The organism is Sediminibacterium sp. FW305-C-269 (assembly GCF_058231045.1).
Genome location: NZ_JBIQXQ010000002.1, coordinates 67,460 through 93,500 on the forward strand (window position 1 = coordinate 67,460; position 26,041 = coordinate 93,500).

Below are 26,041 nucleotides of genomic sequence, written 5' to 3' on the forward strand. Positions count from 1 at the left end.
AGTATTTAGAATGGCTTATCTCTATTATCCTACTACTTCCAGCAAACAAAATCCATACGGCCCAATCACCAGGTATTCGTAATCAGAACCTACGGTCAGTTTTTTATCGTTCCAATGATCATAAAGGCGTGCAGGGTTATTGCCCTGTTCTTTGAACGCGTACCAGGTAAGATAGGAAGCCCGGGAAGAGTAATTGAAAAGGCAGTACAATCTTTTCTCATGATCTTGCCTGAGGAATCCGGCTACATGGATATTGTGCGGGGTTAACCAGGTCAGGTCCTTCCTGTCAGCCAGTACCGGTAAACTTTTCCGTATCTGCAGCAGGCGTTGAGTGGCACTGAAGATCTTCTGTTCCAGCGTTCCGTTTTCTTTGGCCCTGGCATTTTTTTCCCAGTTGATAACCGGACGATGCATCCAGCGGTTATCGTAGCTTTTGCCGGCATCGTTCAGGTAGCTGTAATCGTTGGTGTATCCAACTTCATCCCCGTAAAAAAGCATTGGTATGCCACCGATGAAAAAGGTTTGTGCCTGCATCAGCAAGATCTTACGTACAGACATTTCGATCTCGTTCTCATCGTAGGCTTCCATGGCTCTTTCCAGTCCGCAGAGGGATGCCAGTGAACCACTGATACGTGCATCCTGTGTTTTCGGATTCACCGAGAACAGGGCTCCGCTTGCCGGAGAGCCGGGATGCGTACCGGAATAGTAATCCTTTAAATATTTACGATGGCCATAAGCATTGAAGCCGGCAGCCAAAATGGAAGCGTCTTCATATCCTAAACCGATATCATCATGACAGCGGGTGTACGTGAGCCAGGTGCAGCCATAGGGTTTTTGTAACAGGTCGTGCTGTGCGGCCAGCATGACACGCGTGTCCCCTGTTGCCAACGCATCCCACTGCAGGGCCATTTGTGTGGCGTTATAGGCCACATCACATTCTTTCCCGTAGTAGAGGCCGGTGCCAAAATATTTCATGATCTCTTTGGGCGCCACGATCGCTTCACCCAGCAAAGCCATGCCGGGTGCGGCCACCTGCACACACTGCCTGATAAGTTGTAACAGGGTGTGGGCCTGAGGTAAGTTCTGACAGGTAGTGCCCAGTTGTTTCCAGATAAATGCCGGAGCATCGATGCGCAGAATATCTACACCCAGATTGGCATAAAAGAAAATAGTATCCAGCATGGCATTGAATACCGCGGGGTTAGTATAGTTCAGGTCCCACTGGTAATGATGGAACACCGTCATCACCCATTTGCTACACTCTTTCACATAGGTGAAACTGCCTGGAGAGCTTTCGGGGAAGATCTCTGGCATGGTGCTGTCGAACTGGTCGGGCAGGGAACGGTCGTCGTACATGTAAAAATAATCCTGGTATACCGGGTCGCCTGCTTTGGCTTTTTGCGCCCATTCATGATGGTACGAGGTATGGTTCAGCACAATATCGATCATCAGGTACATCTGTTCCTGCTGCATTCTCAGCTGCAGTTTCTGCAGGTCATCCAGCGTACCAAAACGTTCGTCCACTTTCCTGAAATCCGAAACTGCATATCCGCCATCGCTTTCCCCTTCAGGGCTTTGGAATACAGGCATCAGGTGCAGAAAGTTCACCCCAAGATCTTTCAGATAAGGCAGTTTGGCCGGCAGATCGGCCAGTTTGCCGCAGAACCGGTCAACATATAAACTCATACCGTTGATCTCATTGCTGAGAAACCAGTTGCCTTTTTGGGCTTTCGTATTGTCTTTCTGCTGCAGGATCGGGCTTCTCTGCTGATGAGCCTGGATAAGTGTCTGTACCAGTTTGTCGAACCCCGCTTCTCCATTCACATGGTTACCATACAGTTCCGTATACAGGCTGCGGATAGCGGCGGTATTGGCGATGAGTCTGGTATAAAAAAGCTGGTCCTGGCCACCAACGGCCAGTTTGTTTTTTTCACAGGCTTCATCGATCCGGTTGTGCAGGGAATATTGGTACACGCTGAATTATTTTCTTTATTGAAAAAACTGGTTATTCAAATGTTTAAATGCTTCCATGGCGCCCAGGTATTCACAGGTGCGGGCACCGGCCTTGTTTCCGTTGGTAATGATCCTTGTCCATTCATCGGCTGACAGGGCTTTCATGGTTTCGGCAGATAAGTTGCCTAACTGGTACAAGACGGCTCCTACAAAAGCATCACCTGCACCTGTGGTATCCACTGGCTGGATGGGGATACTGGGGATGATATGTGTGTTCCCCCCATAACCCAACAGGGTACCTTCTTTGCCCAGTGTAATGGTGAACACCGCATTTGTTTTTTCCAGCAGTACGGCTGCCGCATCGTTTAAGGTTACGGCTCCGGTGATCAGCATGGCTTCTTCATCGCTGAGTTTATAAAAGTGACAGGCTTTCAGAAAATTCCAGGACTGGTCAATAAATGTCTGAGTATTGTTCGGAAACAGCAGGTGTCGGTAATTGGGATCAAAACTGATAAAGATGTTTTTCTGCAATGCTTTCTGCAGCAGGCTCTGGTAAGCTGCCTGTAACGGGCCAGGCAGGAAACCGGTGGCTGAGCCAAAATGAATGATCGATATATCATCAAGCGGGATCTCATCTACTTCTTCCCGGCTCAGCTGTCCATCGGCACCCCGGTTAAATACAAAATCCCTTTCACCGTCTTCCATCAGTGATACAAATGCGAAAGTGGTGAAATGGGTATCATCAACCAGCATCCAGCGGGTAGACACGCCGAACTCCTGCATTACCTGGATCAGCTGTTTGCCAAAAGGGTCATTACCTACTTTGGCCGACAGTTCAACAGCGCCGCCCAGCGCAGCAATGGCTGCGGCCACATTGGTAGGAGCCCCGCCGGTCTTTTTTAGAAAATGGTTGCCTTCGGATAAGGACCTGCCTTTATCCGTACAGATCATATCGATCAATGCCTCACCAATACAGAGAATTTTCATATGTCAGACTTCGGTATAAAAATAAATTACGCATTCATCATTCAGTCAACATTCATCATTCCTTGCTCAACATTCATCATTCTAATGTCCACCTGCCTGTAATAACACTTCTTCATCAGTCAGTTTGGTTGTTTTGATGAGGAAAGTGGCGGCGCAGGCGATCAGTAATAGCACACCTCCGAAACTGATGGCTTTACCCGGATCATTGTTCAAAAAATGTTCCAGAACAAAGCCAAAAGTCGTGGTCTGCAGGATCATGGGTATCACGATCATCATGTTGATGATGCCCATGTATACACCGTATCTTTCTTTGGGGATATTGTTCACCACCATCAGGTAGGGTACGCCCATCATGCTGGCCCAGGCAATACCGAAACCGGTCATCGGTGCAAACAGGGTATATTTGTTCTCAATATGCGGGAAGATGAGCAGCCCTACACCGGCCATCAGCAAACAGCTGATATGTACAGCTTTGGCGCTGTATTTTTTAGCCAGCATCACCAGTCCGAAAGCGGACAGGAAAGTGACCACGTTATACCAGCCGTTAACCAGTCCTGCCCAACCTACAGCTTCTTCGTATAATTTGGGATCCTGCGAGGGAGATGTCTTCCAGACTGACTGCGCAATGCTCTTGGAAGCATTTTGCCAGTAGCAGAACAGGGCATACCATTGGAACAGGTACACCAGCGCCAGCTGCCACATTACTTTGGGCATATCCTTGATGGCATGGGCGATCTCGAGAAAGGGTTCAAATACGGTTCTTTTGTTGGCTTTCAGGACTGCCAGTTCCTCGGCAGTGGGAGGGATCTCCGGTGTTTTGGAGATAGACCATAACACGGAGCTTATGGAACATAAGGAGCCCAGGAAGAAGGATCCGAATACCCAGTACGGGATCTGTCCATGAGTCTGTTTCAGGAACCCTACCTGTTGAAAAGCAAAGAGCGATACGTTGGCCAGAGTAATTCCCAGCCCTGTAAAAAAACTTTGCGTCAGAAAACCGGTAGGCATTTGTGAAGCAGGCAGTTTATCTGCAATGAAAGCGCGATAAGGTTCCATGGCCGTATTATTGGCTGCATCCAGTACCCATAACAGACCAGCTGCCATCCAGAGTGTGCTGCTGAATGGGTAGAGGAACAGGCAAAGGCTGCAGAACAACGCCCCGATAAAGAAATAGGGTTTACGGCGTCCCCAGCGCGGGTGCCAGGTTTTATCGCTCAATGCACCAATAATGGGTTGGATCAGCAGTCCCGTCATCGGTCCGGCCAGGTTCAGCAGGGGAATTTCGTCGGGTTTGGCGCCCAGGAAGTCATAAATGGGGTTTACGGCACTTTGTTGCAGACCAAAACTGTACTGGATCCCGAAAAATCCGACGTTCATGTTGATGATCTGCATGAAACTGAGGCGTGGTTTCGATGACGACATGGCAAGCAGTTAGTTAGATATGACTAAAAATAGGGAAAACCGGCAGTAAAATACACGGCTGTCAAGGGATTCAGCCAAATTAGTTTAGCTGGTAACGTTACCGGGAACGATTGCGTAGAAAAAAAGTTGGGTTCGCTGTGCGCATCGTCCTATTCAGTGATAAGGTTTTGTGGATAGGGCACCACTTAAGGATCTGACAGCATAGGTAATGCTGAGCATGGCAACGAACGATAACGTTTGCGTACTTTACGCGGGGGAGGCTGGTTTGAATGGTTTATTTTTAGTAGACTAAAAAAACAATATGAGATACTTATATCTTTTAGGGGTCCTGACCCTGTTTTCTTTTGCATCCATTGCACAGTCGAAAGATCAACAGGCAGTAGCAGGTGCGGTTGAAAAACTCCGCCAGGCAATGATCAGTAAAGACAGGGCCGTTCTGGAAAGCCTGACCGCAGATAGCCTTAGTTATGGACATTCCGGAGGAAAGGCTGAGAACAGGACCTCGTTTGTTGAGAATATTGCTTCCGGGAAATCGGATTTCGTTAAGATCGAACTTTCTGAGCAGACCATTTCTGTGGTGAACAAAAATGCCATTGTTCGCCACACATTACATGCCGATACCAACGATGGCGGTAAACCGGCCAGTATTAAACTGAAAATATTACTGGTCTGGGTCAAAGAAAAGGGTGAATGGAAATTATTGGCCAGGCAGGCAGTTAAATTAGCCAATTAGAGGGTTGCCGGTCGATCCATAAAGATGCATGATTGGGAAGGCAGGAGTCTTTGCCAAGGTTCTGCACGGGTTGTATGCTTTACTGTCTGCCATAGATAAGGAAGGTGAGAGCAGATCGATCTGATCCAGATTCAGAACTGATCCTTACTGTGTGATCCGGTATTTGGATCCTGGTATGCAGGACATGGTATATGGACCGATACCTTACTGAAACAGGGTACCCTGTCTGAGTAAAAAATATTTCAGGTAATTGAAAGAGACTGATGACGACATTATCAAAACAAATACTTTCACAAATACCTTCCGTTGGGATCTCTGTTCCCCCGGTTGATGTGTTCAGCCTGCCCGAGAAGGTATTGCAGTTTGGTACAGGGGTACTGTTGCGGGGGTTGCCCGATCATTTTATCGATGTAGCCAACAAGCAGAATCTGTTCAACGGAAGGATACTGGTAGTAAAATCCACCAACACGGGTGGTTCGGATAATTTTGCCAGGCAGGATGGTATGTACACCCTGCTTGAACGCGGTCTGGTGAATGGAAAACATGAGGAGCATGTGTTTGTGAACGCATCCATCAGCCGTGTATTGTCAGCAGCAGATGATTGGGACCAGATCCTTACGGCCGCCGCCAATCCTTCGCTGCAATTGATCATTTCCAATACCACAGAAGTGGGCATCGTATGGGAAGAATCAGATGTCTATGCTTCTGTACCGGTCTCGTTTCCTGGCAGGCTATTGGCTTTCCTGGAAGAACGGTTTCGCAAATTTAACGGAGCTGAAGAAGCGGGCATGGTCATTATTCCCACAGAACTGATCGTTGATAACGGGGCCCGCTTGCGGGATATTGTTACCCGACTTGCCATAAGGAAAGGTCTTTCCGAAACCTTTATGAGCTGGCTGACAAACGCCAATGATTTCTGTAATTCACTGGTCGATCGTATTGTACCCGGCAAACTGCCGGTAACAGAACAGGCTGCAATCGAGCAACAACTGACTTACCATGACGAATTGATGATTATGTCGGAGCCATACTGTTTATGGGCCATTGAAACGACCAGGCCGGCCACACTTTCACTGCTTTCTTTCGCTGCCTGCAATGAAGGCATAGTGATCGCAGACGACATCAATAAATTCAGGGAACTGAAATTACGATTATTAAATGCGACACATACCCTTACCTGCGGACTGGCACATCTCTGGGGATTTGCCACAGTGAAAGCAGCCATGCAGGATGCGCTGTTCGAATCTTTTATCAGCCGGTTGGTGTTTGACGAGATCGTACCATTGGTGGTAAGTCACCAGATTTCAAAAGAGGAAGCCATTGCATTTGGTACACAGGTGTTGGATCGTTTCCGCAACCCGCATATTGAACATCTCTGGCTGAGTATTACCGCGCAGTACACTTCCAAAATGCAGATGCGGGTGGTTCCATTGCTGCAAAAACATTATCTGCAGGAAAAAGGGATACCGCAGTGTATCGCTGCAGGTTTTGCAGGGTTCCTGTTGTTTATGCGCCCTGAAGAAATGAAGAACCCTGTTTACTGGGGGAAGGCCAATGGGCAGTCATATCGTATCAACGATGATAAAGCCGCATTGCTGGCGACCCAATGGCAAACGCCGGACTCGCTGCAACTGGTGCAAAACGGTTTCCATAATGTGGACATATTCGGCGATGACCTTACGATCTACCCTGGTTTTGCAGAAGCCGTATGTGAGACACTGGGTTTATTATTGGCGCAGGGTCCGGAGAAAACAGTTCGTTCTATCTTAGCAAAAAAATGATTGGCATGAGTCAGAAACAACGGATACTACAGGTAAACCCGAATGATAATGTACTGGTTGCTTTAACGGATCTCCGCAAAGGAGAAGAACTGTTATTCAACGGAGAACGTTACATGCTGACGGAAGATATTGCCGCCAAACACAAATTCTTCATGCAGGACCTGCAGGCCGGTGATAGTATTATCATGTATGGTGTGTTGGTGGGTAAGGCGCAGACCGCTGTGGCCAGGGGAAGCAGGATGAGCACCGAAAATACCAGACATGCGGCAGAGCCTTATGCATACAGGCCAAGCCATTATACCTGGGAAGCACCTGATATATCGCGTTTTGCCAATCGAACCTTTCTCGGGTATCATCGCTCCGATGGAAGAGTAGGTACTGCCAATTACTGGCTGTTCATACCTACCGTGTTCTGTGAGAACCGTAACCTGGATGTGATCAGGGAAGCGCTTCATACGCAGCTGGGTTACGCGGTCACCGATAAGTACAAACAGAAGACACAACTACTGGTTGAGCTATATAAAAACGGGGCAGATATTCCCAATGCAGATCTTGCCATACGAGAATCCATGGTGAAGACCCAACGGGTGTTCCCGAATGTGGATGGCATCAAGTTCCTGAATCACCAGGGTGGTTGTGGCGGTACAAGACAGGATGCAGCAACGCTCAGCAGCCTGTTGGCCGCCTATGCCGATCATCCCAACGTGGCCGGGGTAACGATTCTAAGCCTGGGCTGCCAACACCTGCAAACGCAGGAACTACTGCAGGATATTAAGAAACGTAATCCAGGCTTTGACAAACCGCTTTATGTATTCGAACAGCAGCAATCGAAAAGTGAGGAACAGCTGATCACCGAAGCTATCCGCAAAACTTTTTCAGGACTGATACAGATCAACCAGTTGGAACGTAAACCGGCATCTCTCGATAAATTATGCATTGGTGTAAAATGTGGTGGCAGTGACGGTTTCAGCGGTATTTCGGCCAATCCTGCTGTAGGGTATTGCTCAGACCTGCTGGTGGCACTGGGCGGAAAAATATTGCTGGCGGAATTCCCTGAACTCTGTGGTGCCGAGCAGCAGCTCATTGACAGGACAAAAGATGAAGCCGCGGCTAAAAAATTCATACACCTGATGCAGACCTACAGCGAAGCTGCTGAAAAAGCGGGTTCTGGTTTTGATATGAACCCTTCGCCCGGCAATATCAAAGACGGACTGATCACCGATGCCATTAAAAGCAATGGTGCTGCTAAAAAAGGGGGTGAATCTCCTGTTGTGGATGTCTTGGATTATACAGAGCCGGCCACCAAACCCGGCCTCAGCCTGGTTTGCACACCCGGTAACGATGTGGAAGCCACCACGGGTAAAGCCGCCAGTGGCGCCACACTGATCTTGTTCACCACAGGATTGGGTACACCAACGGGCAACCCGGTTTGTCCCACCATCAAAGTGGCCACTAATTCTGCACTGGCAACACGAATGTCGGACATCATCGATATCAATACCGGTGGCATCATTGAGGGTGAGAAAACGATCCGGCAGATGGGAGAAGAGATCCTGGAATACTGCATCAAAGCTGCCAGCGGCGAAGTGATACCCAAAGCGGTGCTGCTGAATCAGGATGATTTTATCCCATGGAAAAGAGGAGTAAGCCTCTAAGTAACACATCTCACACCTGTTTTTGGGGTATTCGGTACTGCCAGATGGCAGGTAATTCCGTTATGTAAACGTTTTCGTAACTTCTTGTGGAACTTGCTTTGGAAATGACAAACTTTGTAAACACATCTGGTAACCAGGCCGGTTTGAAAAATCGATGATATGGCAGTTTCATTATTTGACCTTACAGGTAAAGTGGCACTGGTAACAGGCTGCAACAAGGGAATCGGTAAAGCCATGGCCCTTGGTTTGGCGGAAGCGGGTGCCGATATCATTGGTGTAAGCGGATCGATGCAACTTTCCGGCAGCGAGATCGGGCAGGAAGTAACTGCTTTGGGCAGATCATTCAAAGCCTATGCGGCCAACCTTTCAGACAGGGAGGCACTGTATGCGTTTATCCGACAGGTACAACATGACAATCCCGTGATCGATATCCTGGTTAACAATGCCGGTACCATTTTGCGTAAGCCCGCTGCAGAACATCCTGATGAATACTGGGATGATGTATTGGCTTTAAACCTGGACGCGCCATTTATCCTGGCACGTGAGATCGGTAAGAAGATGATCGAGAGAGGGACCGGGAAAATCATTTTCACCTGTTCCTTGCTGAGTTTCCAGGGAGGGATCAATGTTCCGGGTTATGCGGCCAGTAAAGGTGCTTTAAGCAGCCTGGTAAAAGCTTTGGCCAACGAGTGGGCATCGAAAGGTGTTACGGTCAATGGAATTGCGCCGGGTTATATCGCCACAGATAATACCGAAGCCCTGCGTAATGATCCGGAAAGAAGTGTCTCCATCCTCTCCCGCATACCGGCTGCCCGTTGGGGTGAACCGGCCGATTTCAAAGGACCGGCCGTGTTCCTTGCTTCAGAAGCATCCGCCTATGTGAATGGGACCATTTTAGTTGTCGACGGAGGATGGATGGGCCGTTGACGCTTCAGAAAACCGAATATTTGAACAACATTTCATTGCATCCTTAATTCGCTAATAAATCGACCATATGGAAATCAGGTTTCAATCAAGTCCCAAAGAGGTAAAAGGGATGACCACTGCAGAACTGCGTGCTAATTTCTTAGTTACGGAGTTGATGAAGGTGGATGAACTTACACTGGTATACTCTCACTACGACCGTGTGATCATCGGCGGGGTGAAACCGGTGCAGCATACCGTGCAACTGCATAATGAACCGGAATTACGAGCAACCTGTTTTCTTGAGCGGAGGGAGATGGGGATCATTAATGTGGGTGGGGCAGGTACCGTAACTGCCGATGGTGTTGTGTTTGAACTGAACAAACTGGATACGGTATACCTGGGTAAGGGAACCAAAGAGGTTTTCTTTGCCGGCAGGTCAGCGGCAGAACCAGCTCATTTTTTCCTGATGTCCGCTACGGCACACCAAACGTATCCAAACCGTATAATGACCAAGGAGGAAGCTTCGCCGGTGAATATGGGCGAAAAGGCAACAGCCAATGAGCGTACCATTTATAAATACATTCACCAGGATGGCATTCAAAGCTGCCAGCTGGTAATGGGGCTGACCGTATTGCGCGAAGGAAGTGTCTGGAACTCTGTTCCGCCACATACGCATACCCGCAGGATGGAAGTATATTTTTACTTTGATGTTCCTGAACAACAGCGTGTATTCCATTTGATGGGTGAACCTACCGAAACCCGCCATATCGTGATGGCCAATCATGAAGCCGTGATCTCGCCACCCTGGTCCATTCACTGTGGCCCGGGCACTACGAATTACGGGTTTATCTGGGCCATGGCAGGCGAGAACTATACCTTCACCGATATGGACCCGGTTGCCATTGCTGAGATCAAATAAGTAGATAGTTCTGCAATAAAAGAAGCCGCATCTTTTCAGGGTGCGGCTTCTTTTTTATAGTTGGATCAGGTTGATCAGATCTTCACTTTGATCACCAGCTTCTTGATCATCCCTTCACCGATCATCGGAGCATGCACGTCGTCGGGGTAAAAGATGCAAAACTGGTTATCCGTCATACCAAAGAACATATCCGGTGCGTCGTTATAGAACAGCACATCTTTTTCTGCATTGTATTCACCCCTGGGTGAAACGCAGGCATTTCGGGGTTTCCAGCCGATGGTCTCATTGCCACGGATGCAAACCTGGATATCGATATGTGCATTGTGGCACTCGAACTTTGCGGTCGACTCTTCTGCCGGAACCCCATTTTTGTCTGACACGATCCCACGGAGGTTCTCCCCGTCAATATCAAATTTCCCTATTTCCAGAGAAGCCAGGTCTACAGAATGGATATAGGCAAAAGCCTTTGCGAACAAAGGATTCAACCCTGCATATTTGTCCGAATTCTTTATACTATCTAAAATCATATTCTCTGATTTTCAAATTTTCAAATTGGCATATTATCGAATTTACCTTTGCACACGTCCCGATCCGTCACCCTTCATCAGTTCTTTCACTTCATGCAGGGTGGCATGGTTCAAGTCGCCTGGGATGGTGTGTTTGATGGCAGAAGCAGCTACGCCGAACTCTGCAGCTTCTGGCATGGGCATGCCGCTGACCAGCCCGTAGATGAAACCGCTGGCAAACGAATCACCACTACCCACGCGGTCTACAATGCGCACTTCATACTGACGGGTGTGATAGAATTCGGTACCATCATATACCAGTGCACTCCAGCCATTGTCCGATGCGCTATGGCTCTCGCGTAAAGTGGAAGCGATGTATTTGAATCCGAACTTGTCCTTCATTTGTTTGAACACGCTTTTATAACCGTCCAGGTTCAGTTCACCCTTGGTCACATCGGTACCTTCGGCCTTGAAGCCGAGGGTGGTATCCGCATCTTCTTCATTGCCGATACAGACATCCACATATTGGCAAAGGCGGGTCATCACTTCTCTCGCTTTTTCCTTGCTCCAGAGTTTTTTGCGGTAGTTCAGATCGATACTGGTGGTAATGCCTTTGGCTTTGGCGGCTTTCAGTGCGGCTTCGGTCAGGGCTGCGGCCTTATCGCTCAGTGCAGGTGTGATACCGGTGGTATGGAACCAGCTGGCGCCTTCCAGGATCTTGTCAAAATCGAATTCGCTGGTCTCCACATCGGCGATTGAGGCGCCGGCACGATCGTAAATTACCTGCGAAGCACGCATGGAAGCACCCGTTTCCAGGAAATAGATGCCCAGCCTTTTTCCACCCCGGGCAATGAACTGCGTATCTACGCCATAACGGCGGATATGGTTAATGGCCGCCTGTCCCAGCGCATTGTCCGGAACCTTGGTCACAAACACACCTTCCAGTCCGTAGTTAGCAAGCGCTACGGCCACATTGGCTTCACCACCGCCATAGGTAACATCAAAGCTGTCGCTCTGAACAAACCTTTCAAATCCGGGAGTGGAGAGGCGCATCATGATCTCTCCGAGGGTAACTACTTTTTTTGACATGGTCAATCGTATTTTTAAATTAGGATCGGTTTATTAAATGGTAAGCAATGGTATTCAAAGCCCTTCTTGCGAAGTTGGTTAATAATCGGTGGGGAGAAAAGAAATCGGCCCTGTTTTCTGCCGGAAAAATACGCAAACGTTTGCGTAAGAAAATGCGGGTGTTTTACTCTTTTCAGATAACATTGCTAGAAGAAAATCTGCCATATGGAAAAGAAAGAGACGATTCTGTCGCTGATCCCGCAGCAGGGGATCCTTCCCCTCTATTTTTATAAAGATGCACCCGTAAGCATTGAAGTGTTGAAAGCCTTATACAGCGCGGGTATCCGGGCTGTGGAATATACCAACCGCGGAGAAGCGGCCCTCCAGAATTTCAAGGAAATGCGTAAAGTGTGCGATTCAGAACTGAAAGGCATGTACCTCGGTATCGGCACCATCAAGAACGGTGAAATGGCCCAGACCTTCATCGATGCAGGTACCGACTACATCATCTGCCCCGGCCTGATCGAATCGGTGGCAGCTGTGGCCGATAAGAACAGGATGCTCTGGGTACCCGGTTGTATGACACCCACCGAGATCATCCGGGCCGAAACCCTGGGTGCCAGCATGATCAAACTCTTTCCCGGTAATATCCTGGGGCCTGGTTTCATGTCGGCGATCAAAGAACTCTTCCCCGGCCTTTCATTCATGCCTACCGGCGGGGTAGAGCTGGACAAGGACAATATTTCCGCATGGTTCAAAGCGGGTGTCTGTGCCGTGGGTATGGGCAGTAAACTCATCACCAAACAATTACTCGAGGCGAAGGATTATACACAGATCACCAAAGACACGGAAAAAGTACTGGCTATTATTCAATCCATCAAATCATAACCATGACAGCTATAGCGGAAAAAATCGGTAAGTACAGGTGGACAGTTTGTGCCTTGCTGTTTTTTGCAACCACGGTGAACTATCTCGACAGGCAGGTATTGAGTCTGCTCAAGACCACTTTGGAGAGTGAGTTCAACTGGACAAATTCGGATTATGCCAACATCGCATCCGTGTTCCAGTTCGTATACGCCATTTCCATGTTGTTCGCCGGCCGCATAGTTGACAAACTGGGAACCAAGTGGGGCTATGCCTGGGCCATCATCATCTGGTCGTTGGGTGCCATCATACATGCGTATGCGGTTCCACTGGGTACGGGCGTGGCTGCCGTTTTGGGCTTGGTGGGTATTACTGCCGTACCGGTTTCCATACTCGGATTCATGATCTCGCGGGCGATCCTGGGTTTTGGTGAAGCCGGTAACTTTCCTGCAGCGATCAAAGCCACAGCCGAATATTTTCCCAAAAAAGAGAGGTCTTTCGCAACCGGTATCTTTAATTCCGGAGCCAATATCGGTGCCGTTCTGGCGCCATTGTCTGTGCCCTGGATCGCCAAACACTGGGGATGGGAATCCGCTTTTGTCATCATCGGTGCCATCGGTTTTATCTGGTTGCTGTTCTGGTTCGTGTATTATGAGACACCTGACAAACAGAAACGCCTGACAAAAGAGGAACTGGAATACATCAATAGCGACAAGGTAGAAGATGAAACGGAGAATGAGCGGTCTGCAGCAAGAACGCCCTGGATGGTGTTGTTGGGTTTTAAACAGACATGGGCTTTTGTGATCGGCAAGTTCATGACAGACGGCGTATGGTGGTTTTATCTTTTCTGGTTGCCCGGATACCTGAAAGACCAGTATGCGATGGAGGGTACGCAGGTTATGCTGCCCCTTGCCGTACTGTACAGCATGACGATGGTGGGAAGTGTTGGCGGTGGCTGGTTCCCTACCTATTTCATCAATAAAGGATACAAACCTTATGATGGCAGGATGAAAGCGATGCTGGTGATCGCCTGTATCCCCCTGGTAGTGCTGGCTTCACAGCCACTGGGTGGATATAGTTTCTGGGTGCCCGTGCTGCTGATCGGTATCGGAACATCTGCACACCAGGCATGGTCGGCCAATATCTTTACAACGGTCTCCGACATGTTTCCCAAGAAAGCAATCGCATCCGTTATCGGTATCGGCGGCATGGCCGGTGGTATCGGAGGCGTGATCGTTTCCAAGATCGGTGGCTGGATGTTCGACAGCTATAAGCTGGCCGGCATCAAACAGTCGTGGGATGAAGCCGGTGCCAATGGCCTGGGTGCCTATCTCGATAAGATCAAGCTCCTGCGCCTGACCGATAAGTATGGCGATGTGATCGATATCACTCATAAAGAGGTATTCAACCTGTCGAAAGACATGCAGGCACAATTGCAACAGGTGAATCCGGAACATTTTGCCCAGTTCCTGGGACTCCAGAAACAAGTGGTACTGGCTTCCATGTCAACATCCTATACCCTCATGTTCTCTTTCTGTGCCATTGCCTACCTGATCGCCTGGGCGATCATGAAAGCGTTGGTGCCTGAAGAAAAACAAGTGCGCTTATAAGAAGTAACCTTTGTATACAACTACATGAAATCCATGGGTATGAAAAAAAGGTCCTTTGTTCTTTGGGGTTTGGGAATGATCCTGTCATTCTCTGCGTTGCATGCGCAGGAGAAGATCCGTGTACAGCAAGATCCACTCCGGCAGAAGATAACGATCTCGGTAGGCAGGCAACTTTTCACTGAATTCATTTTCACCGATACCATGGAGAAACCATTCCTGTACCCCATTATGGCGCCGAATGGTCAAACCATTACACGCGGTTTTCCCTGGAATCCGCAACCCAACGATCCCACCGATCATCCGCACCATATTGGCCTCTGGTTCAACTATGAAAATGTGAACGGACTGGATTTCTGGAACAACTCGTATAACATACCGGCCGAAAAGAAACAGCAATACGGTTGGATCCGCACACAGAAGATCCTGGAAACAGCAAGTGGCGCTAAGGGCAAATTGGTGTATCTCGCCAACTGGACGGATCAGCAGAAAAATGTATTACTTACTGAAAAAACAACCTATATTTTTTCCGTGATCAACGGCAACCGCGTGATCGACCGTACTACAGAACTTACTGCTGTACAGGATGTGTCTTTCCCGGATGTCAAAGACGGCATGCTGGGCTTACGTGTAGCACATGAGCTGGAACTGCCGGTATTGGAAACCAAAGAATACAAAGACGATAAAGGCATTGTAACGAAAGTGAAAGCCACAAAAGATGCTTCCGTAACCGGTAATTACCTTACTTCAGAAGGTAAACAGGGCGATGCTGCCTGGGCCACACGGGGAAATTGGTGCATGTTATATGGTAAAAAAGGAGGAGATACGATCAGCATAGTGATGATAGACCATCCGGAGAATATCGGATACCCCACTTACTGGCATGCCCGTAATTATGGTTTATTCTCTGCCAATCCACTTGGTCAGAAAGTATTCTCACAGGGCAAACAGGTATTGAACTTCGCATTAGCGAAAGGTAAGCACGCCAGCTTCCGTTACCGCGTAGTGATCGCTTCCGGAAAAGAACGCCTGGCCATGGCTGAGCTGGACAAACTGGTGAACGGCTTCGCAGAACAGAAATAGAAGCTGCTTACGGCATAACATCTTCCGCAACCGTGTCTTTATACCTTGATGTGTTGCAAGAATAGTAAAGCAGTGCAATTCCCGTTAGCGTAGCCAGGAGATTATTCTATACTTTTGCTGTCATTCAATTGTATGCAGCATAGTTTTTCCTACGATAAGAAGAAAGTGATACAGGCGCTCCGCTATCATTTTGTGCAGAGACCGGAAGTAAGGGTATTGATCATTATGGTGAATGTATTTGCCATACTGTCGGCCGTACTCTTTTATATGAAGAAGATACGTCCCGAACCCTTTTTGCTGGGATCGCTGATCTGGTTATTGCTGATGGCCACGTTCTGGTATATCCTGCCCAATAGTATCTATAAAAAAGCCTCAACATTCCGCGACTCGTTTATCATTGGTTTCACGGATGTGCGGGTAACGCTTGAAAATGAAAGAGGTACGGTAGAATGGCCCTGGAAGAAGTTCAGCCGCTTTTTCGAGAGCCCGCATTTTTTTCACCTCTATTTCGACGGAAAATCTTTTTTCCTCATACCCAAAGAAGGCATGAGCGATGCGTTCAGGCATGAATTAAGGGCCCTGCTCAATAGTAAGATAGGTGGGAAATGAGTGGCAAGTCAAAAATCAAAAGTAAAAATTCAAAAGTCGAAAGTCAAAAGTGGTAGATGTTGGTGGATGGATCCTTTGAACTGGCAGGTTTGCCGCCCCCTATATGGATAACTTTTGAATTTTGAATTTTTACTTTTGATTTTTGACTTATAATTCCTTTTCCATCACATAATGAGGGATGGTTACTTCCAGGAATTCATCGCTGCAGATGCGGTAGCCGTTCTTTTCGTAAAAGCCTAAGGCGGATTTTCGGGCGTGCATGGTTAAGCGGCGGTAGCCATGATCGCGGGCCACATTTTCGGCAAAACTCATCAATACCCGGCCGATTCCTTTTCCCTGGAGGTTGGAACTAACGGCCATTTGCCGTAAACGAACCGTTTTTGGGTCGGTTTTGGTCAGGATACAGCAAGCTTCCAGCCGGTCATCTTCGAAACAACCCAGCAGTATATCGTGCAGTTCTGCGGCCAGATCCTCCTCAGAAAAGGATAATCCCAGGGGTTTCCGCAGTATCTGGAAGCGGAGATCCACCATTTGCTGGTATTCCGGGGAGCCGTGATCTATTAGTTTTAATGCCATGTGTTAATACTAGGATGACAAGATAATGATCATTTTCATAAAAATTATGCACAAAAGCAGAAATCGGCCGGAATGCCCGTTAACGGGCTGTGAAAACAAAAATGCCCGAAAAGATTGCTTATTTGACAAAAAGTATATTTTTGCGCCTGTAACAAAAACTTTTTACAATGTCAGACATCGCTACAAGAGTTAAGAAAATCATAGTTGACAAGTTAGGTGTTGATGAAGCTGAAGTAACCAATGAAGCTTCTTTTACCAACGACCTCGGTGCCGATTCTTTGGATACCGTTGAGTTGATTATGGAATTCGAAAAAGAATTCAATATCTCCATCCCTGATGAGCAGGCTGAAACCATCACCACTGTTGGTCAGGCTGTAGCTTACCTTGAAGAGCACGCCAAGTAAGAACTTACTCCTCCTAAATGGAATAATTTTAATCCGCCTTTTTGCGGCCTACAGTGCCACGAAAGGCGGATTATCACTTGAAACAGGTTATGAATATGCAGTTAAAAAGAGTCGTTGTTACAGGAATCGGAACACTGACACCACTCGGCAATAATCTCACGGATTATTGGAACGGGTTATTGAACGGTGTATCCGGAGCTGATAACATTACTTTGTTTGATGCCTCCAAATTCAAAACCCGCTTTGCCTGTGAGGTAAAGGGATTCGATCCTACCCAGTTCATGGATAAGAAAGAAGCCCGCAAATTAGACCGTTTTGCACAGCTGGCTATTGTTGCCAGCGACATGGCCGTTCAGGATGCCGGAATCAGTAAGGACAATGTAGACATCGACCGTACCGGCGTCATTTTCGCCAGCGGTATCGGTGGGTTAACCACTTTCCAGGATGAAGTGATCAACTTTGCCCAGGGAGATGGTACGCCAAGGTTCAATCCTTTCTTCATCCCTAAAATGATCCTGGATATTGCTGCCGGCCAGATCTCCATGCGCCATGGTTTCCGCGGTCCTAACTATGCCGTGGTAAGCGCCTGTGCATCCAGTACCAATGGCATGATAGCCGGGGTGGATACCATTCGTTTGGGTAAAGCCGATATCATCATCAGCGGCGGATCCGAAGCGGTGATCAGCCAGGCCGGTGTAGGTGGTTTCAACGCCATGAAGGCCATGAGCGAACGTAACGACGATCCTAAGACTGCCAGCAGACCTTATGATAAAGACCGCGACGGTTTTGTTATGGGCGAAGCTGCCGGCGTGGTGGTCCTGGAAGAATATGAACACGCTGTTAAAAGAGGGGCCAAAATTTATTGCGAAATCGCAGGTGGCGGCGCAACAGCCGATGCCTACCATTTAACGGCACCGCATCCCGAAGGATTGGGAGCCCGTAACGTAATGATGGCCGCATTGAAAGATGCCGGTATGCGTGCCGATGAAATTGATTATATCAACACCCATGGAACCTCAACTCCGCTGGGAGATGGCGCTGAGGCCAAAGCGATCACCGATGTGTTTGGTGAACATGCCTATAATCTGAATATCAGTGCCACCAAATCCATGACAGGCCACTGTCTCGGAGCTGCTGGCGTGATAGAAGCCATCGCCTGTATCCAGAGTGTGATACATGATATCGTTCCGCCTACTATCAATCACTTCACCGATGATCCGACCCTGGATCCCAGACTGAATTTCACGTTCAACCAGGCCCAGAAAAGAACCGTACGGGCGGCTTTGAGCAATACTTTCGGTTTTGGCGGTCACAACGCTTGTGTGATTGTTAAAAAATACGTAGCTTAAGTTTGTGCAATTCCTCAAAAAGATTTTTAAGAAGGCCGACGATTCTTCTTTTGAGAAGCAACTGAAAAACGTGCTGGGTATCCAGACAGGTAATACCACTTTGTACCGTACCGCAATGAGCCACCGCTCGGTGAAAGAGACCCCGGATGAGAACAATGAACGACTGGAATACCTGGGAGATGCCGTTCTGAGTGCCATTGTTGCCGATTACCTGTTCAAACGTTACCCATACAAAGGCGAAGGTTTCCTGACCGAGATGCGCAGCAAGATGGTGAACCGCCAGCAGCTGAACGACATCGCCCTGAAAATGGGACTACGCAAACTGACTTTCTACAACAAGTTCGATAACGCCCTGAAAGGCAGCCAGATCTTTGGTAATACCCTGGAAGCCCTGGTAGGTGCCGTTTACCTTGATAAAGGTTACAAGAAAACCCATAACTGGGTGCTTCGGCAGATCGTGATCCCGCACATGTTCGTGGACGATCTGGAAGCGATTGACATCAACCTGAAGAACAAACTCATAGGCTGGGCCAATAAAAACGGAAAAACCCTCACTTTCGAGCTGGCTGAGGAAAAAATGGAGGGCAGCCGCCGTCTCTTCACCATCAATGCCATGCTGGATGGTCAATTACTGGCCATGGGCAAAGGTTACAATAAAAAAGATGCCAGCCAGGTAGCTGCCCAGGTGGCCGTAGAAAAACTGGGCCTGCAATGAGCAACGATCAGTTTAACTTCCAACTCAAGAAAAAAGGGATACTGTTCGGCAGCATCCTGCTGATCGGGATTCTGGCCATTCTTTATTTCGGACTCAGAAAATAATCCTTCCTGTCCCGACTACCTGATTTCCTGGCACAGTTCCACCAACACACCATTGGTACCCTTCGGGTGAAGAAAACAGACCAGCTTATTATCTGCCCCTTTTTTCGGGGTCTCATTCAGCAGGGTAAAACCTTCGGCACGCAAACGGGCCATTTCGGCCTCAATATCCACTACCTCAAAAGCGATATGGTGAATGCCTTCCCCCTTTTTCTCAATAAAACGGGTAATGACTCCTTCCGGGTCGGTACTTTCCAGCAGCTCGATCTTGGTATCACCCTGGCGGAAAAAAGCGGTGTTCACTTTCTCAGAATCAACGCCTTCGGTCTTGTAACAGGGGGTATTCAGCAGTCTCTCATAAAGGGGGATGGCCTGCTCGAGGCCTTTTACTGCAATACCAATATGTTCAACTTTTAACATATATCTTAATTTTATATAAAACCTTTACGAAAGTCGGAAAAACAATGTCAGTGGCCCCGAATGGCCAAAATTATAGAACCTATTGCCATATTTTTGTGTTTAACAGAGTTATAAATAGTTAGTGTATATGTTGAAATTACCGATTTACCTGGATAACAATGCCACCACGCCGATGGACCCGCGTGTGCTGGAAGCGATGATACCTTATTTTACCGAGCATTTTGGTAACGCGGCCAGCCGTAACCACCCTTTTGGCTGGGAGGCAGAAGAAGCGGTTGATTATGCCCGTGAGCAGGTAGCCAAACTGGTTGGCGCCGATGCCAAAGAGATCATTTTCACTTCTGGTGCCACCGAAGGTGATAACCTGGGTATCAAAGGAGTGTTTGAAATGTATGCCAGCAAAGGTAACCATATCATTACCTGTACCACAGAACACAAAGCGGTACTGGATACCTGCAAACATATCGAGCGCCAGGGCGGTGAAGTAACTTATCTGGAAGTGAAAGCTGATGGTCTTATAGACCTAAAAGAGCTGGAAGCGGCCATCAAACCCACTACCATCCTTATTGCTATCATGTATGCCAACAATGAGATCGGCGTTATTCAGCCCGTAAAGGAGATCAGTGCCCTGGCACGTAAGAACGGCGTTCTGTTCTTTACAGATGCAACGCAGGCCGTGGGTAAGATCCCGGTGGATGTGACTAAGGACGGCATTGATATCATGGCATTCTCTGCACACAAAATGTATGGTCCCAAAGGGATTGGCGCATTGTACGTTCGCCGTAAGAACCCACGCGTGAAAGTTACCGCACAGATGGATGGCGGTGGCCACGAAAGGGGCATGCGTAGCGGTACGCTGAACGTTCCCGGTATTGTTGGTTTCGGAAAAGCCTGCGAACTGGCCCGCCTGGAAATGGCAGAGGAAGCGGTTCGTTTGAGTCAACTTCGCGATAAACTGGAGAACGCTCTCCTGAAACTGGAAGAAGCCTATGTGAACGGAAGTCGTGAACACCGTCTGCCACACGTGAGCAATATCTCTTTCAAATATGTGGAAGGGGAGGGATTGATGATGGGCTTTAACAAAAATATCGCATTGTCTTCCGGTTCTGCCTGTACCTCCGCCTCACTGGAACCCAGTTATGTGTTAAAAGCACTGGGCCTGGGCGACGATCTGGCACACAGTTCGCTGCGTTTTGGATTGGGACGTTTTACCACTGAAGAACAAATCGATTACACCATCAAGGCGGTAAGCGATACGGTTCTGAAACTGAGAGAGATGAGCCCGCTTTGGGAAATGTTTAAAGAAGGCGTGGATATGGATAAAATCGAGTGGGCACACCACTAGATCAATTTGAGCATGTGTTAATTTGATCCCGCTATAGCGGGAGAAAATGAGGTCAGATTAACACAGTAAAAGGGTTTCCTCATTTACACATTAACCAATTTTCAAATTTTCAAATTATAACCATGGCATATTCAGAAAAAGTGATCGATCACTACAGCAACCCCAAAAACGTGGGAACGCTGGATAAATCAAAGAAAAACGTAGGTACCGGTCTGGTAGGTGCGCCTGAATGTGGCGACGTAATGCGCCTGCAGATCGAAGTGGATGATGCTACCGGTGTCATCACCGATGCAAAATTCAAAACCTTTGGTTGCGGATCAGCCATTGCTTCATCCTCTCTGGCCACAGAATGGCTGAAGGGCAAAACCGTTGACCAGGCAGTGCAGATCGATAATATGGACCTGGTGGAAGAATTGAACCTGCCACCCGTTAAGATCCACTGTTCTGTACTGGCCGAAGACGCCATCAAATCCGCCATCAACGACTACCGTAAAAAGAACGGCCTCGAAGAACTGGTGTTTGAAGAAAGGATCCACTAGAATTAAATGAATAATTAGTCGTTGGTAATTAATAATGATCAACTGCTAATTGCTAACTACTGATGATATGGTAGCAACAGAGAATAGTATTTACGTAAGCGAGAAAGCCAAGAAGAAAGTGCTCCAGCTGATGGAAGATGCCGGTGTGTTGGGAGATGATACTTATTTCCTGCGCGTTGGTGTTGTAGGCGGCGGTTGTTCTGGTCTGAGTTACAAATTGGACTTCGACAATGAGATAAAACCTATGGACCAGGTGTTCGAAGACAACGGGATTAAAGTAGTGACGGACCTGAAAAGTTTTTTATACCTCGTAAATACAGAGCTTGATTTTTCAGATGGACTGAATGGTAAAGGTTTTTATTTCAACAACCCCAATGCCAGCAGAAGCTGTGGTTGTGGAGAGAGTTTTGCAGTATAATCATTACCGGTTTCCAAAAAATAATAGAATAGCCGACCATTGCAATGGTCGGCTATTCTATTATAAATCGTTTCTGGTCAGTTGCTATCGGTTAACGCTAATGTGCCTTATCATCCGGTAAAGGTGGTGCGTCCGGTTTGGGTGGTTTCTCAGTTTTTACCTTACGGGGATGTGCCAATGGCGGTGGTGGCGTGGGAGCCGAATGCTTGAGGCTTTTGGGCGCACCGGGATTGTCCATGGCTGCCACTTTGGGAGGTGGAGGAGGCGGTGGCAGTTTCTGCCCTTTTTTATGGTTTTTGACCACCACAGGCAGGGCATTCGGTCCGTTCTCTACTTTTGGCGGTTTGGGTGGTGTTTTGGGCTTGTCCTGTGCATGACTGAACATGCCAATACCCAGCAGGAAATAGAGGAGCAGGCTTAGTCTTAGTTTCATAATCATGTTTATACTGGGACGCGAAATGTGAGAAAATCCATAAAGTGCAGGTAAAATAATCGCCGGAATAGGGCGATTGACCAATAACATTTAGTTTTGAAGCCATGTGGATGATCTGCAAAAAAGAATGGCAACAATTTTTCAGCAGCCTAACGGGTTATATAGCATTGGTTGTTTTTTTGTTGCTCAACGGGCTGTTTCTTTTTGTGTTCCCCGATACCAGTATTCTTGATTTTGGGTATGCTTCACTAGGCAGTTTTTTCAGCCTAGCCCCCTGGATCCTGCTTTTCCTGGTACCTACCATCACCATGCGCAGCCTGGCGGATGAATACAAGACCGGTACCTTTGAACTGATGAAGACCTTTCCTGTAACACCCTTCCAGATCGTTTGGGGTAAATTCTTCGGTTCGCTGATCATCGTTGTTACGGCACTTTTGCCTACACTGATTTATGCGGTTTCTGTACAGCAGTTGAGCGTTACCGGTGGTATCGATACAGGAGCTACTGCCGGCAGTTATATAGGCCTTATTTTTCTGGGTGCGGTATTCACAGCCATCGGCATCTGTACCAGCAGCTATACCAACAACACGGTTGTGGCATTCATCGCTGCCGCTTTTCTATGTTTCGCCTTATATAATGGGTTTGATGCCATCAGTAAACTGCCGGTATTCAAGGCCGGACCGGATTATTATATCGAAATGCTGGGTATCAATTTTCACTACCGGAGTATCAGTCGCGGCGTAATTGATAGCCGGGACCTCGTCTACTTTATCAGTGTCATCTTCCTGGCCATGTTCATCACACAAAGAAACCTCATCAAACGATAAACGCATCCATGCAGAAAATAGGGCAACATAAGTATGGTGTATGGGGGCTGATAGCCGCTTTTGTGGCATTGGTGTACCTGTCGACCCTTGTTTTTTATCGTGTAGATCTTACCGCAGAAAAAAGATATAGTGTAACACCCGCCACCAGAACCTTATTGCAGGAGATGGATAGCGTAATCACGGTCAAAGTATTCCTGACCGGTGACCTGCCGGCAGATTATAAAAAACTGAGCATTGCCACCAGGGACCTGTTGGATGAATTCCGTTCCTTATCCGGTAACCGTGTGCAGGTCAGTTTTGAAAAACCTGGCGAAGAGATTACCAATGATACGGCAAAAGTTGCTTTGTATGATAGTCTGTCGCGACTCGGTGTTGTTTTCGAAAGATCAGAAACCGTGCAGTCTGAAAAAGAAACCAACCAGCTGATCATACCTTCTGCACTGGTGAGTTTCCGGAAGGGGCAAAAGCCCATCGCTATTGACCTGCGCAGCAGCCGTAAGATCTTTAAGCAGTTCAATGTGGTGAACGATAATAGTCCGCAGGAAGATGTGGAAGCCACCCGCAATGCTGCTGAAGCCCTGCTCGAATTCAAGTTCGCCGATGCCATCGATAAACTTACACGTAAGTATGTCCCTACCGTTGCTTATCTGGTAGGTAATGGGGAGCCTATTGATTTTAAAGTGAACGACCTGGGTGAAAGTCTGCGTAACGAGTACCGTTTGGCGGTCTTCGATATCAAAAAGGGATATCCCGACCCTGCCATGATCGACGCATTGATGATCGTAAAGCCAACACAGCCTTTTACTGAGGAAGAAAAACTGAAACTGGATCAGTATGTGATGAATGGTGGTAAGATCATCTGGCTGATTGATAAACTGCATGCAGAACTGGACAGCCTCATGCGGAGCCAGGCAGAATATACGGCATTCGACAGGGGACTGGATATCGACGATATCCTTTTCAAATATGGTGTCCGCATCAATCCAGATTTGTTGCAGGATCTGAACTGTTCCAAAATCCCCATCGTGATAGGACAGAATACAGATGGCAGTCCTAAAATGCAACGGGTTCCCTGGCCTTATTATCCGTTTCTTTCCGCTCACGGTGATAATCCCATCAGCAAGAACCTGGAGCGGGTATTGCCTATTTTTCCTTCCAGCATTGATACGGTGAAAGCTCCGGGCATTATAAAGACCATACTGCTGACCAGCGATACCAACAGCCGCCGTATCAGTTCGCCGGCTATCGTATCTATCAACAGCGTTAAAAGCGATGAAGATCTTTTATCGTTCAATCAAAGTTATGTTCCGGTGGCTGTTCTGCTCGAAGGAAAATTCAGTTCTTTATACAGTAACCGTATTAGTCAGCAGGTGATGGACTCAGTGCAGCGTGTCACCGGCAGACCTTACCTGGCGCAGGCGAACAAGGAAAGCAAACAGATTGTGGTGGCTGACGCAGATATCGTGACAAATGCCATCAGTCAAACGACAGGTCCGCTGCCCATGGGATTGTTGCCGCTGGAAAACTACCGTTTTGCCAACCGCGAGTTCTTCCTGAATTCTATCGATTACCTGGTCAGCAGGAATAAGCTGTATGAAAGCCGTAACAAGGATTTTGTACTACGCCTGCTGGATAAGACCAAAGTAGAAGCGCAAAGAGGGCTTTGGCAGATGTTGAATATTGTACTGCCTATTTTGTTGATCATCCTGTTCGGTGTTTTTTTCCAGTGGCAAAGGAAAAACAAGTACCAGGCCTGATTTATCCTGCCAGCCTGACTATATTTACATATTAAACCTGCCGCATGTCTACCCACCAACTTGTTTATTTAGTTTTTGCCATAGTACTGGTTATAGCGCTTGTTTTCGATCTGGGGTTACTCAGTAAAAAGAACAAGACTGTTACCATCAAACAGGCTTTTTATCAGACTGCATTTTGGGTAGGACTGGCATTGGTATTCTTTGTGTTCATGTGGATCGAAGGTCCATCGCTGGCGGCCGAATCTGTATCTAATGGAGTAACCAGTACAGCAACGGGTTCGCAACTGGCGCTGGAATTCCTGAGCGCTTACCTGATGGAGTGGAGCCTGAGTATTGATAATATTTTTGTGTTCATTCTCATCTTTACCTCGTTTGGTGTAAAAGAAAAACATTATCCCCGCGTATTGCTGGTAGGGATACTGATGGCCATTCTGTTCCGTATCATTTTTATTACCGTAGGGGTAGTGCTGGTGGCTAAGTTCTCCTGGATACTGTACCTTTTTGGTGTATTCCTGGTATATACCGGGTATAAAATGTTCACGAGTACCGAAGATGAGGAATTCGATCCGCATGATTCCAAAGTGTACCGCTTTCTGAAAAAGTTTTTGCCCCTGGTAAACCATGACGGTGATGGCAAATATGTAATGCGTGAGAACGGTAGACCGGTTTATACCTCTCTGTTCGTAGTGGTAGTATTGCTGGCGGCTATTGACCTGGTATTTGCACTCGATTCCATTCCTGCGGTGATGGGTATTTCCAAGGATCCACTGGTGATATACACGTCCAATATTTTCGCTGTATTGGGCCTGCGTTCTCTTTTCTTTTTATTGAGGGGGGCTGTAACCAAGTTCGATTACCTGCAGCAGGGTATCGCCATTGTGCTGGTGTTCATTGGTGCAAAGATGCTGGGCGAACATTACCTGAATGAGTGGATGCCCAAATCCACGCAGGTCTTCCTGTCGTTGGGCGTGATCATGCTCTGTATCTCCGGTTCGATATTTTATTCTATGTTCATGAGTAAAAAAGGCGTACCAAAAGATGTGAACGATGGTTCTCTCTAACCT

Annotated in this window: 26 protein-coding genes; 18 read left to right on the plus strand and 8 right to left on the minus strand. The window is 47.7% G+C overall.

All coding sequences use genetic code 11. From position 1 onward, the window contains the following. Nucleotides 1-24: 24 nt before the first annotated feature. The 3 genes from ACH3Y6_RS05685 to ACH3Y6_RS05695 form a co-directional block, all read right to left on the minus strand. Nucleotides 25-1,974, minus strand: a complete 1,950-nt coding sequence (locus tag ACH3Y6_RS05685; protein WP_490834626.1) for an alpha-amylase family protein — start codon at nucleotides 1,972-1,974, stop codon at nucleotides 25-27. Between the two features lie 15 nt (nucleotides 1,975-1,989). Then, nucleotides 1,990-2,940: a carbohydrate kinase family protein gene (locus tag ACH3Y6_RS05690; protein WP_490834627.1), complete on the minus strand. Its 951-nt coding sequence runs from the start codon at nucleotides 2,938-2,940 to the stop codon at nucleotides 1,990-1,992. Between the two features lie 81 nt (nucleotides 2,941-3,021). Continuing rightward, on the minus strand, nucleotides 3,022-4,362 hold the full coding sequence (locus ACH3Y6_RS05695) for an MFS transporter (protein ID WP_490834628.1): 1,341 nt from the start codon (nucleotides 4,360-4,362) through the stop codon (nucleotides 3,022-3,024). 301 nt (nucleotides 4,363-4,663) lie between these two features. On the opposite strand from ACH3Y6_RS05695, the gene ACH3Y6_RS05700 reads away from it, so the two are divergent. From ACH3Y6_RS05700 to kduI, 5 genes are all read left to right on the plus strand, one after another. Next, nucleotides 4,664-5,095, plus strand: coding sequence for a nuclear transport factor 2 family protein (locus ACH3Y6_RS05700; protein WP_490834629.1), 432 nt, complete (start codon nucleotides 4,664-4,666; stop codon nucleotides 5,093-5,095). Between the two features lie 263 nt (nucleotides 5,096-5,358). Next, nucleotides 5,359-6,876, plus strand: coding sequence for a tagaturonate reductase (locus ACH3Y6_RS05705; protein WP_490834630.1), 1,518 nt, complete (start codon nucleotides 5,359-5,361; stop codon nucleotides 6,874-6,876). 5 nt (nucleotides 6,877-6,881) lie between these two features. After that, the gene (locus ACH3Y6_RS05710) at nucleotides 6,882-8,531 is read left to right on the plus strand and encodes a UxaA family hydrolase (RefSeq protein ID WP_490834631.1); all 1,650 of its coding nucleotides are present in this window, start codon (nucleotides 6,882-6,884) and stop codon (nucleotides 8,529-8,531) included. 159 nt (nucleotides 8,532-8,690) lie between these two features. Further along, nucleotides 8,691-9,458, plus strand: coding sequence for an SDR family NAD(P)-dependent oxidoreductase (locus ACH3Y6_RS05715; RefSeq protein WP_490834632.1), 768 nt, complete (start codon nucleotides 8,691-8,693; stop codon nucleotides 9,456-9,458). Between the two features lie 67 nt (nucleotides 9,459-9,525). Further along, nucleotides 9,526-10,356 (plus strand): 5-dehydro-4-deoxy-D-glucuronate isomerase, encoded by an 831-nt coding sequence (gene kduI / locus ACH3Y6_RS05720; protein WP_490834633.1) that lies wholly within the window; start codon nucleotides 9,526-9,528, stop codon nucleotides 10,354-10,356. A gap of 74 nt (nucleotides 10,357-10,430) precedes the next feature. On the opposite strand, the gene ACH3Y6_RS05725 is transcribed toward kduI, so the two are convergent. After that, nucleotides 10,431-10,883, minus strand: a complete 453-nt coding sequence (locus ACH3Y6_RS05725; RefSeq protein ID WP_490834634.1) for a NanQ anomerase/TabA/YiaL family protein — start codon at nucleotides 10,881-10,883, stop codon at nucleotides 10,431-10,433. Nucleotides 10,884-10,925: 42 nt separating this feature from the next. After that, entirely contained in the window at nucleotides 10,926-11,951 is a 1,026-nt protein-coding gene (locus tag ACH3Y6_RS05730; protein WP_490834635.1) for a PfkB family carbohydrate kinase, read from the minus strand. A 204-nt stretch (nucleotides 11,952-12,155) separates the two neighbouring features. Here ACH3Y6_RS05730 and ACH3Y6_RS05735 point away from each other — a divergent pair, with 204 nt between their 5' ends. The 4 genes from ACH3Y6_RS05735 (at nucleotide 12,156) to ACH3Y6_RS05750 (ending at nucleotide 16,093) form a co-directional block, all read left to right on the plus strand. Beyond that, on the plus strand, nucleotides 12,156-12,818 hold the full coding sequence (locus ACH3Y6_RS05735; RefSeq protein WP_490834636.1) for a beta/alpha barrel domain-containing protein: 663 nt from the start codon (nucleotides 12,156-12,158) through the stop codon (nucleotides 12,816-12,818). A gap of 2 nt (nucleotides 12,819-12,820) precedes the next feature. Further along, on the plus strand, nucleotides 12,821-14,404 hold the full coding sequence (locus ACH3Y6_RS05740) for an MFS transporter (protein ID WP_490834637.1): 1,584 nt from the start codon (nucleotides 12,821-12,823) through the stop codon (nucleotides 14,402-14,404). Nucleotides 14,405-14,443: 39 nt separating this feature from the next. Continuing rightward, nucleotides 14,444-15,484: a DUF6807 domain-containing protein gene (locus ACH3Y6_RS05745; RefSeq protein ID WP_490834638.1), complete on the plus strand. Its 1,041-nt coding sequence runs from the start codon at nucleotides 14,444-14,446 to the stop codon at nucleotides 15,482-15,484. 132 nt (nucleotides 15,485-15,616) lie between these two features. Next, nucleotides 15,617-16,093, plus strand: a complete 477-nt coding sequence (locus ACH3Y6_RS05750; protein WP_490834639.1) for a YcxB family protein — start codon at nucleotides 15,617-15,619, stop codon at nucleotides 16,091-16,093. A gap of 147 nt (nucleotides 16,094-16,240) precedes the next feature. On the opposite strand, the gene ACH3Y6_RS05755 is transcribed toward ACH3Y6_RS05750, so the two are convergent. Beyond that, nucleotides 16,241-16,669 carry a GNAT family N-acetyltransferase gene (locus ACH3Y6_RS05755; RefSeq protein ID WP_490834640.1) on the minus strand — a complete coding sequence of 143 codons (429 nt, stop codon included), beginning with the start codon at nucleotides 16,667-16,669 and terminating at the stop codon, nucleotides 16,241-16,243. A gap of 167 nt (nucleotides 16,670-16,836) precedes the next feature. Here ACH3Y6_RS05755 and ACH3Y6_RS05760 point away from each other — a divergent pair, with 167 nt between their 5' ends. The 3 genes from ACH3Y6_RS05760 (at nucleotide 16,837) to rnc (ending at nucleotide 19,137) form a co-directional block, all read left to right on the plus strand. Then, the gene (locus tag ACH3Y6_RS05760; protein WP_026751146.1) at nucleotides 16,837-17,073 is read left to right on the plus strand and encodes an acyl carrier protein; all 237 of its coding nucleotides are present in this window, start codon (nucleotides 16,837-16,839) and stop codon (nucleotides 17,071-17,073) included. A 95-nt stretch (nucleotides 17,074-17,168) separates the two neighbouring features. Then, nucleotides 17,169-18,422 carry a beta-ketoacyl-ACP synthase II gene (fabF, locus tag ACH3Y6_RS05765; RefSeq protein WP_490834641.1) on the plus strand — a complete coding sequence of 418 codons (1,254 nt, stop codon included), beginning with the start codon at nucleotides 17,169-17,171 and terminating at the stop codon, nucleotides 18,420-18,422. Nucleotides 18,423-18,426: 4 nt separating this feature from the next. Continuing rightward, on the plus strand, nucleotides 18,427-19,137 hold the full coding sequence (rnc, locus tag ACH3Y6_RS05770; RefSeq protein ID WP_490834642.1) for a ribonuclease III: 711 nt from the start codon (nucleotides 18,427-18,429) through the stop codon (nucleotides 19,135-19,137). A 119-nt stretch (nucleotides 19,138-19,256) separates the two neighbouring features. On the opposite strand, the gene mce is transcribed toward rnc, so the two are convergent. Beyond that, a complete protein-coding gene (gene mce, locus ACH3Y6_RS05775) occupies nucleotides 19,257-19,658 on the minus strand; it encodes a methylmalonyl-CoA epimerase (protein ID WP_490834643.1) in 402 nt (133 codons plus the stop codon). Nucleotides 19,659-19,785: 127 nt separating this feature from the next. Between mce and ACH3Y6_RS05780 the strand changes: the two genes are divergently transcribed. The 3 genes from ACH3Y6_RS05780 (at nucleotide 19,786) to ACH3Y6_RS05790 (ending at nucleotide 21,960) form a co-directional block, all read left to right on the plus strand. Next, nucleotides 19,786-21,003 (plus strand): IscS subfamily cysteine desulfurase, encoded by a 1,218-nt coding sequence (locus tag ACH3Y6_RS05780; protein ID WP_490834644.1) that lies wholly within the window; start codon nucleotides 19,786-19,788, stop codon nucleotides 21,001-21,003. 122 nt (nucleotides 21,004-21,125) lie between these two features. Then, a complete protein-coding gene (gene iscU / locus ACH3Y6_RS05785; protein ID WP_490834645.1) occupies nucleotides 21,126-21,542 on the plus strand; it encodes a Fe-S cluster assembly scaffold IscU in 417 nt (138 codons plus the stop codon). A gap of 67 nt (nucleotides 21,543-21,609) precedes the next feature. After that, nucleotides 21,610-21,960 (plus strand): HesB/IscA family protein, encoded by a 351-nt coding sequence (locus tag ACH3Y6_RS05790; protein ID WP_490834646.1) that lies wholly within the window; start codon nucleotides 21,610-21,612, stop codon nucleotides 21,958-21,960. Between the two features lie 97 nt (nucleotides 21,961-22,057). Here the strand turns inward: ACH3Y6_RS05790 and ACH3Y6_RS05795 are convergent, their stop codons facing one another. Further along, complete coding sequence (locus ACH3Y6_RS05795) at nucleotides 22,058-22,393, minus strand: hypothetical protein (RefSeq protein WP_490834647.1); 336 nt, start codon at nucleotides 22,391-22,393, stop codon at nucleotides 22,058-22,060. Nucleotides 22,394-22,497: 104 nt separating this feature from the next. Between ACH3Y6_RS05795 and gldF the strand changes: the two genes are divergently transcribed. Genes gldF through ACH3Y6_RS05810 form a run of 3 tightly spaced genes read left to right on the plus strand, consistent with a single transcriptional unit; the run spans nucleotide 22,498 to nucleotide 26,038 of the window. Continuing rightward, nucleotides 22,498-23,220, plus strand: coding sequence for a gliding motility-associated ABC transporter permease subunit GldF (gene gldF / locus ACH3Y6_RS05800; RefSeq protein ID WP_490834648.1), 723 nt, complete (start codon nucleotides 22,498-22,500; stop codon nucleotides 23,218-23,220). Nucleotides 23,221-23,228: 8 nt separating this feature from the next. Next, nucleotides 23,229-24,977, plus strand: coding sequence for a gliding motility-associated ABC transporter substrate-binding protein GldG (gene gldG / locus ACH3Y6_RS05805; protein WP_490834649.1), 1,749 nt, complete (start codon nucleotides 23,229-23,231; stop codon nucleotides 24,975-24,977). A gap of 44 nt (nucleotides 24,978-25,021) precedes the next feature. Further along, entirely contained in the window at nucleotides 25,022-26,038 is a 1,017-nt protein-coding gene (locus ACH3Y6_RS05810; protein ID WP_490834650.1) for a TerC/Alx family metal homeostasis membrane protein, read from the plus strand. Nucleotides 26,039-26,041: the final 3 nt, after the last annotated feature.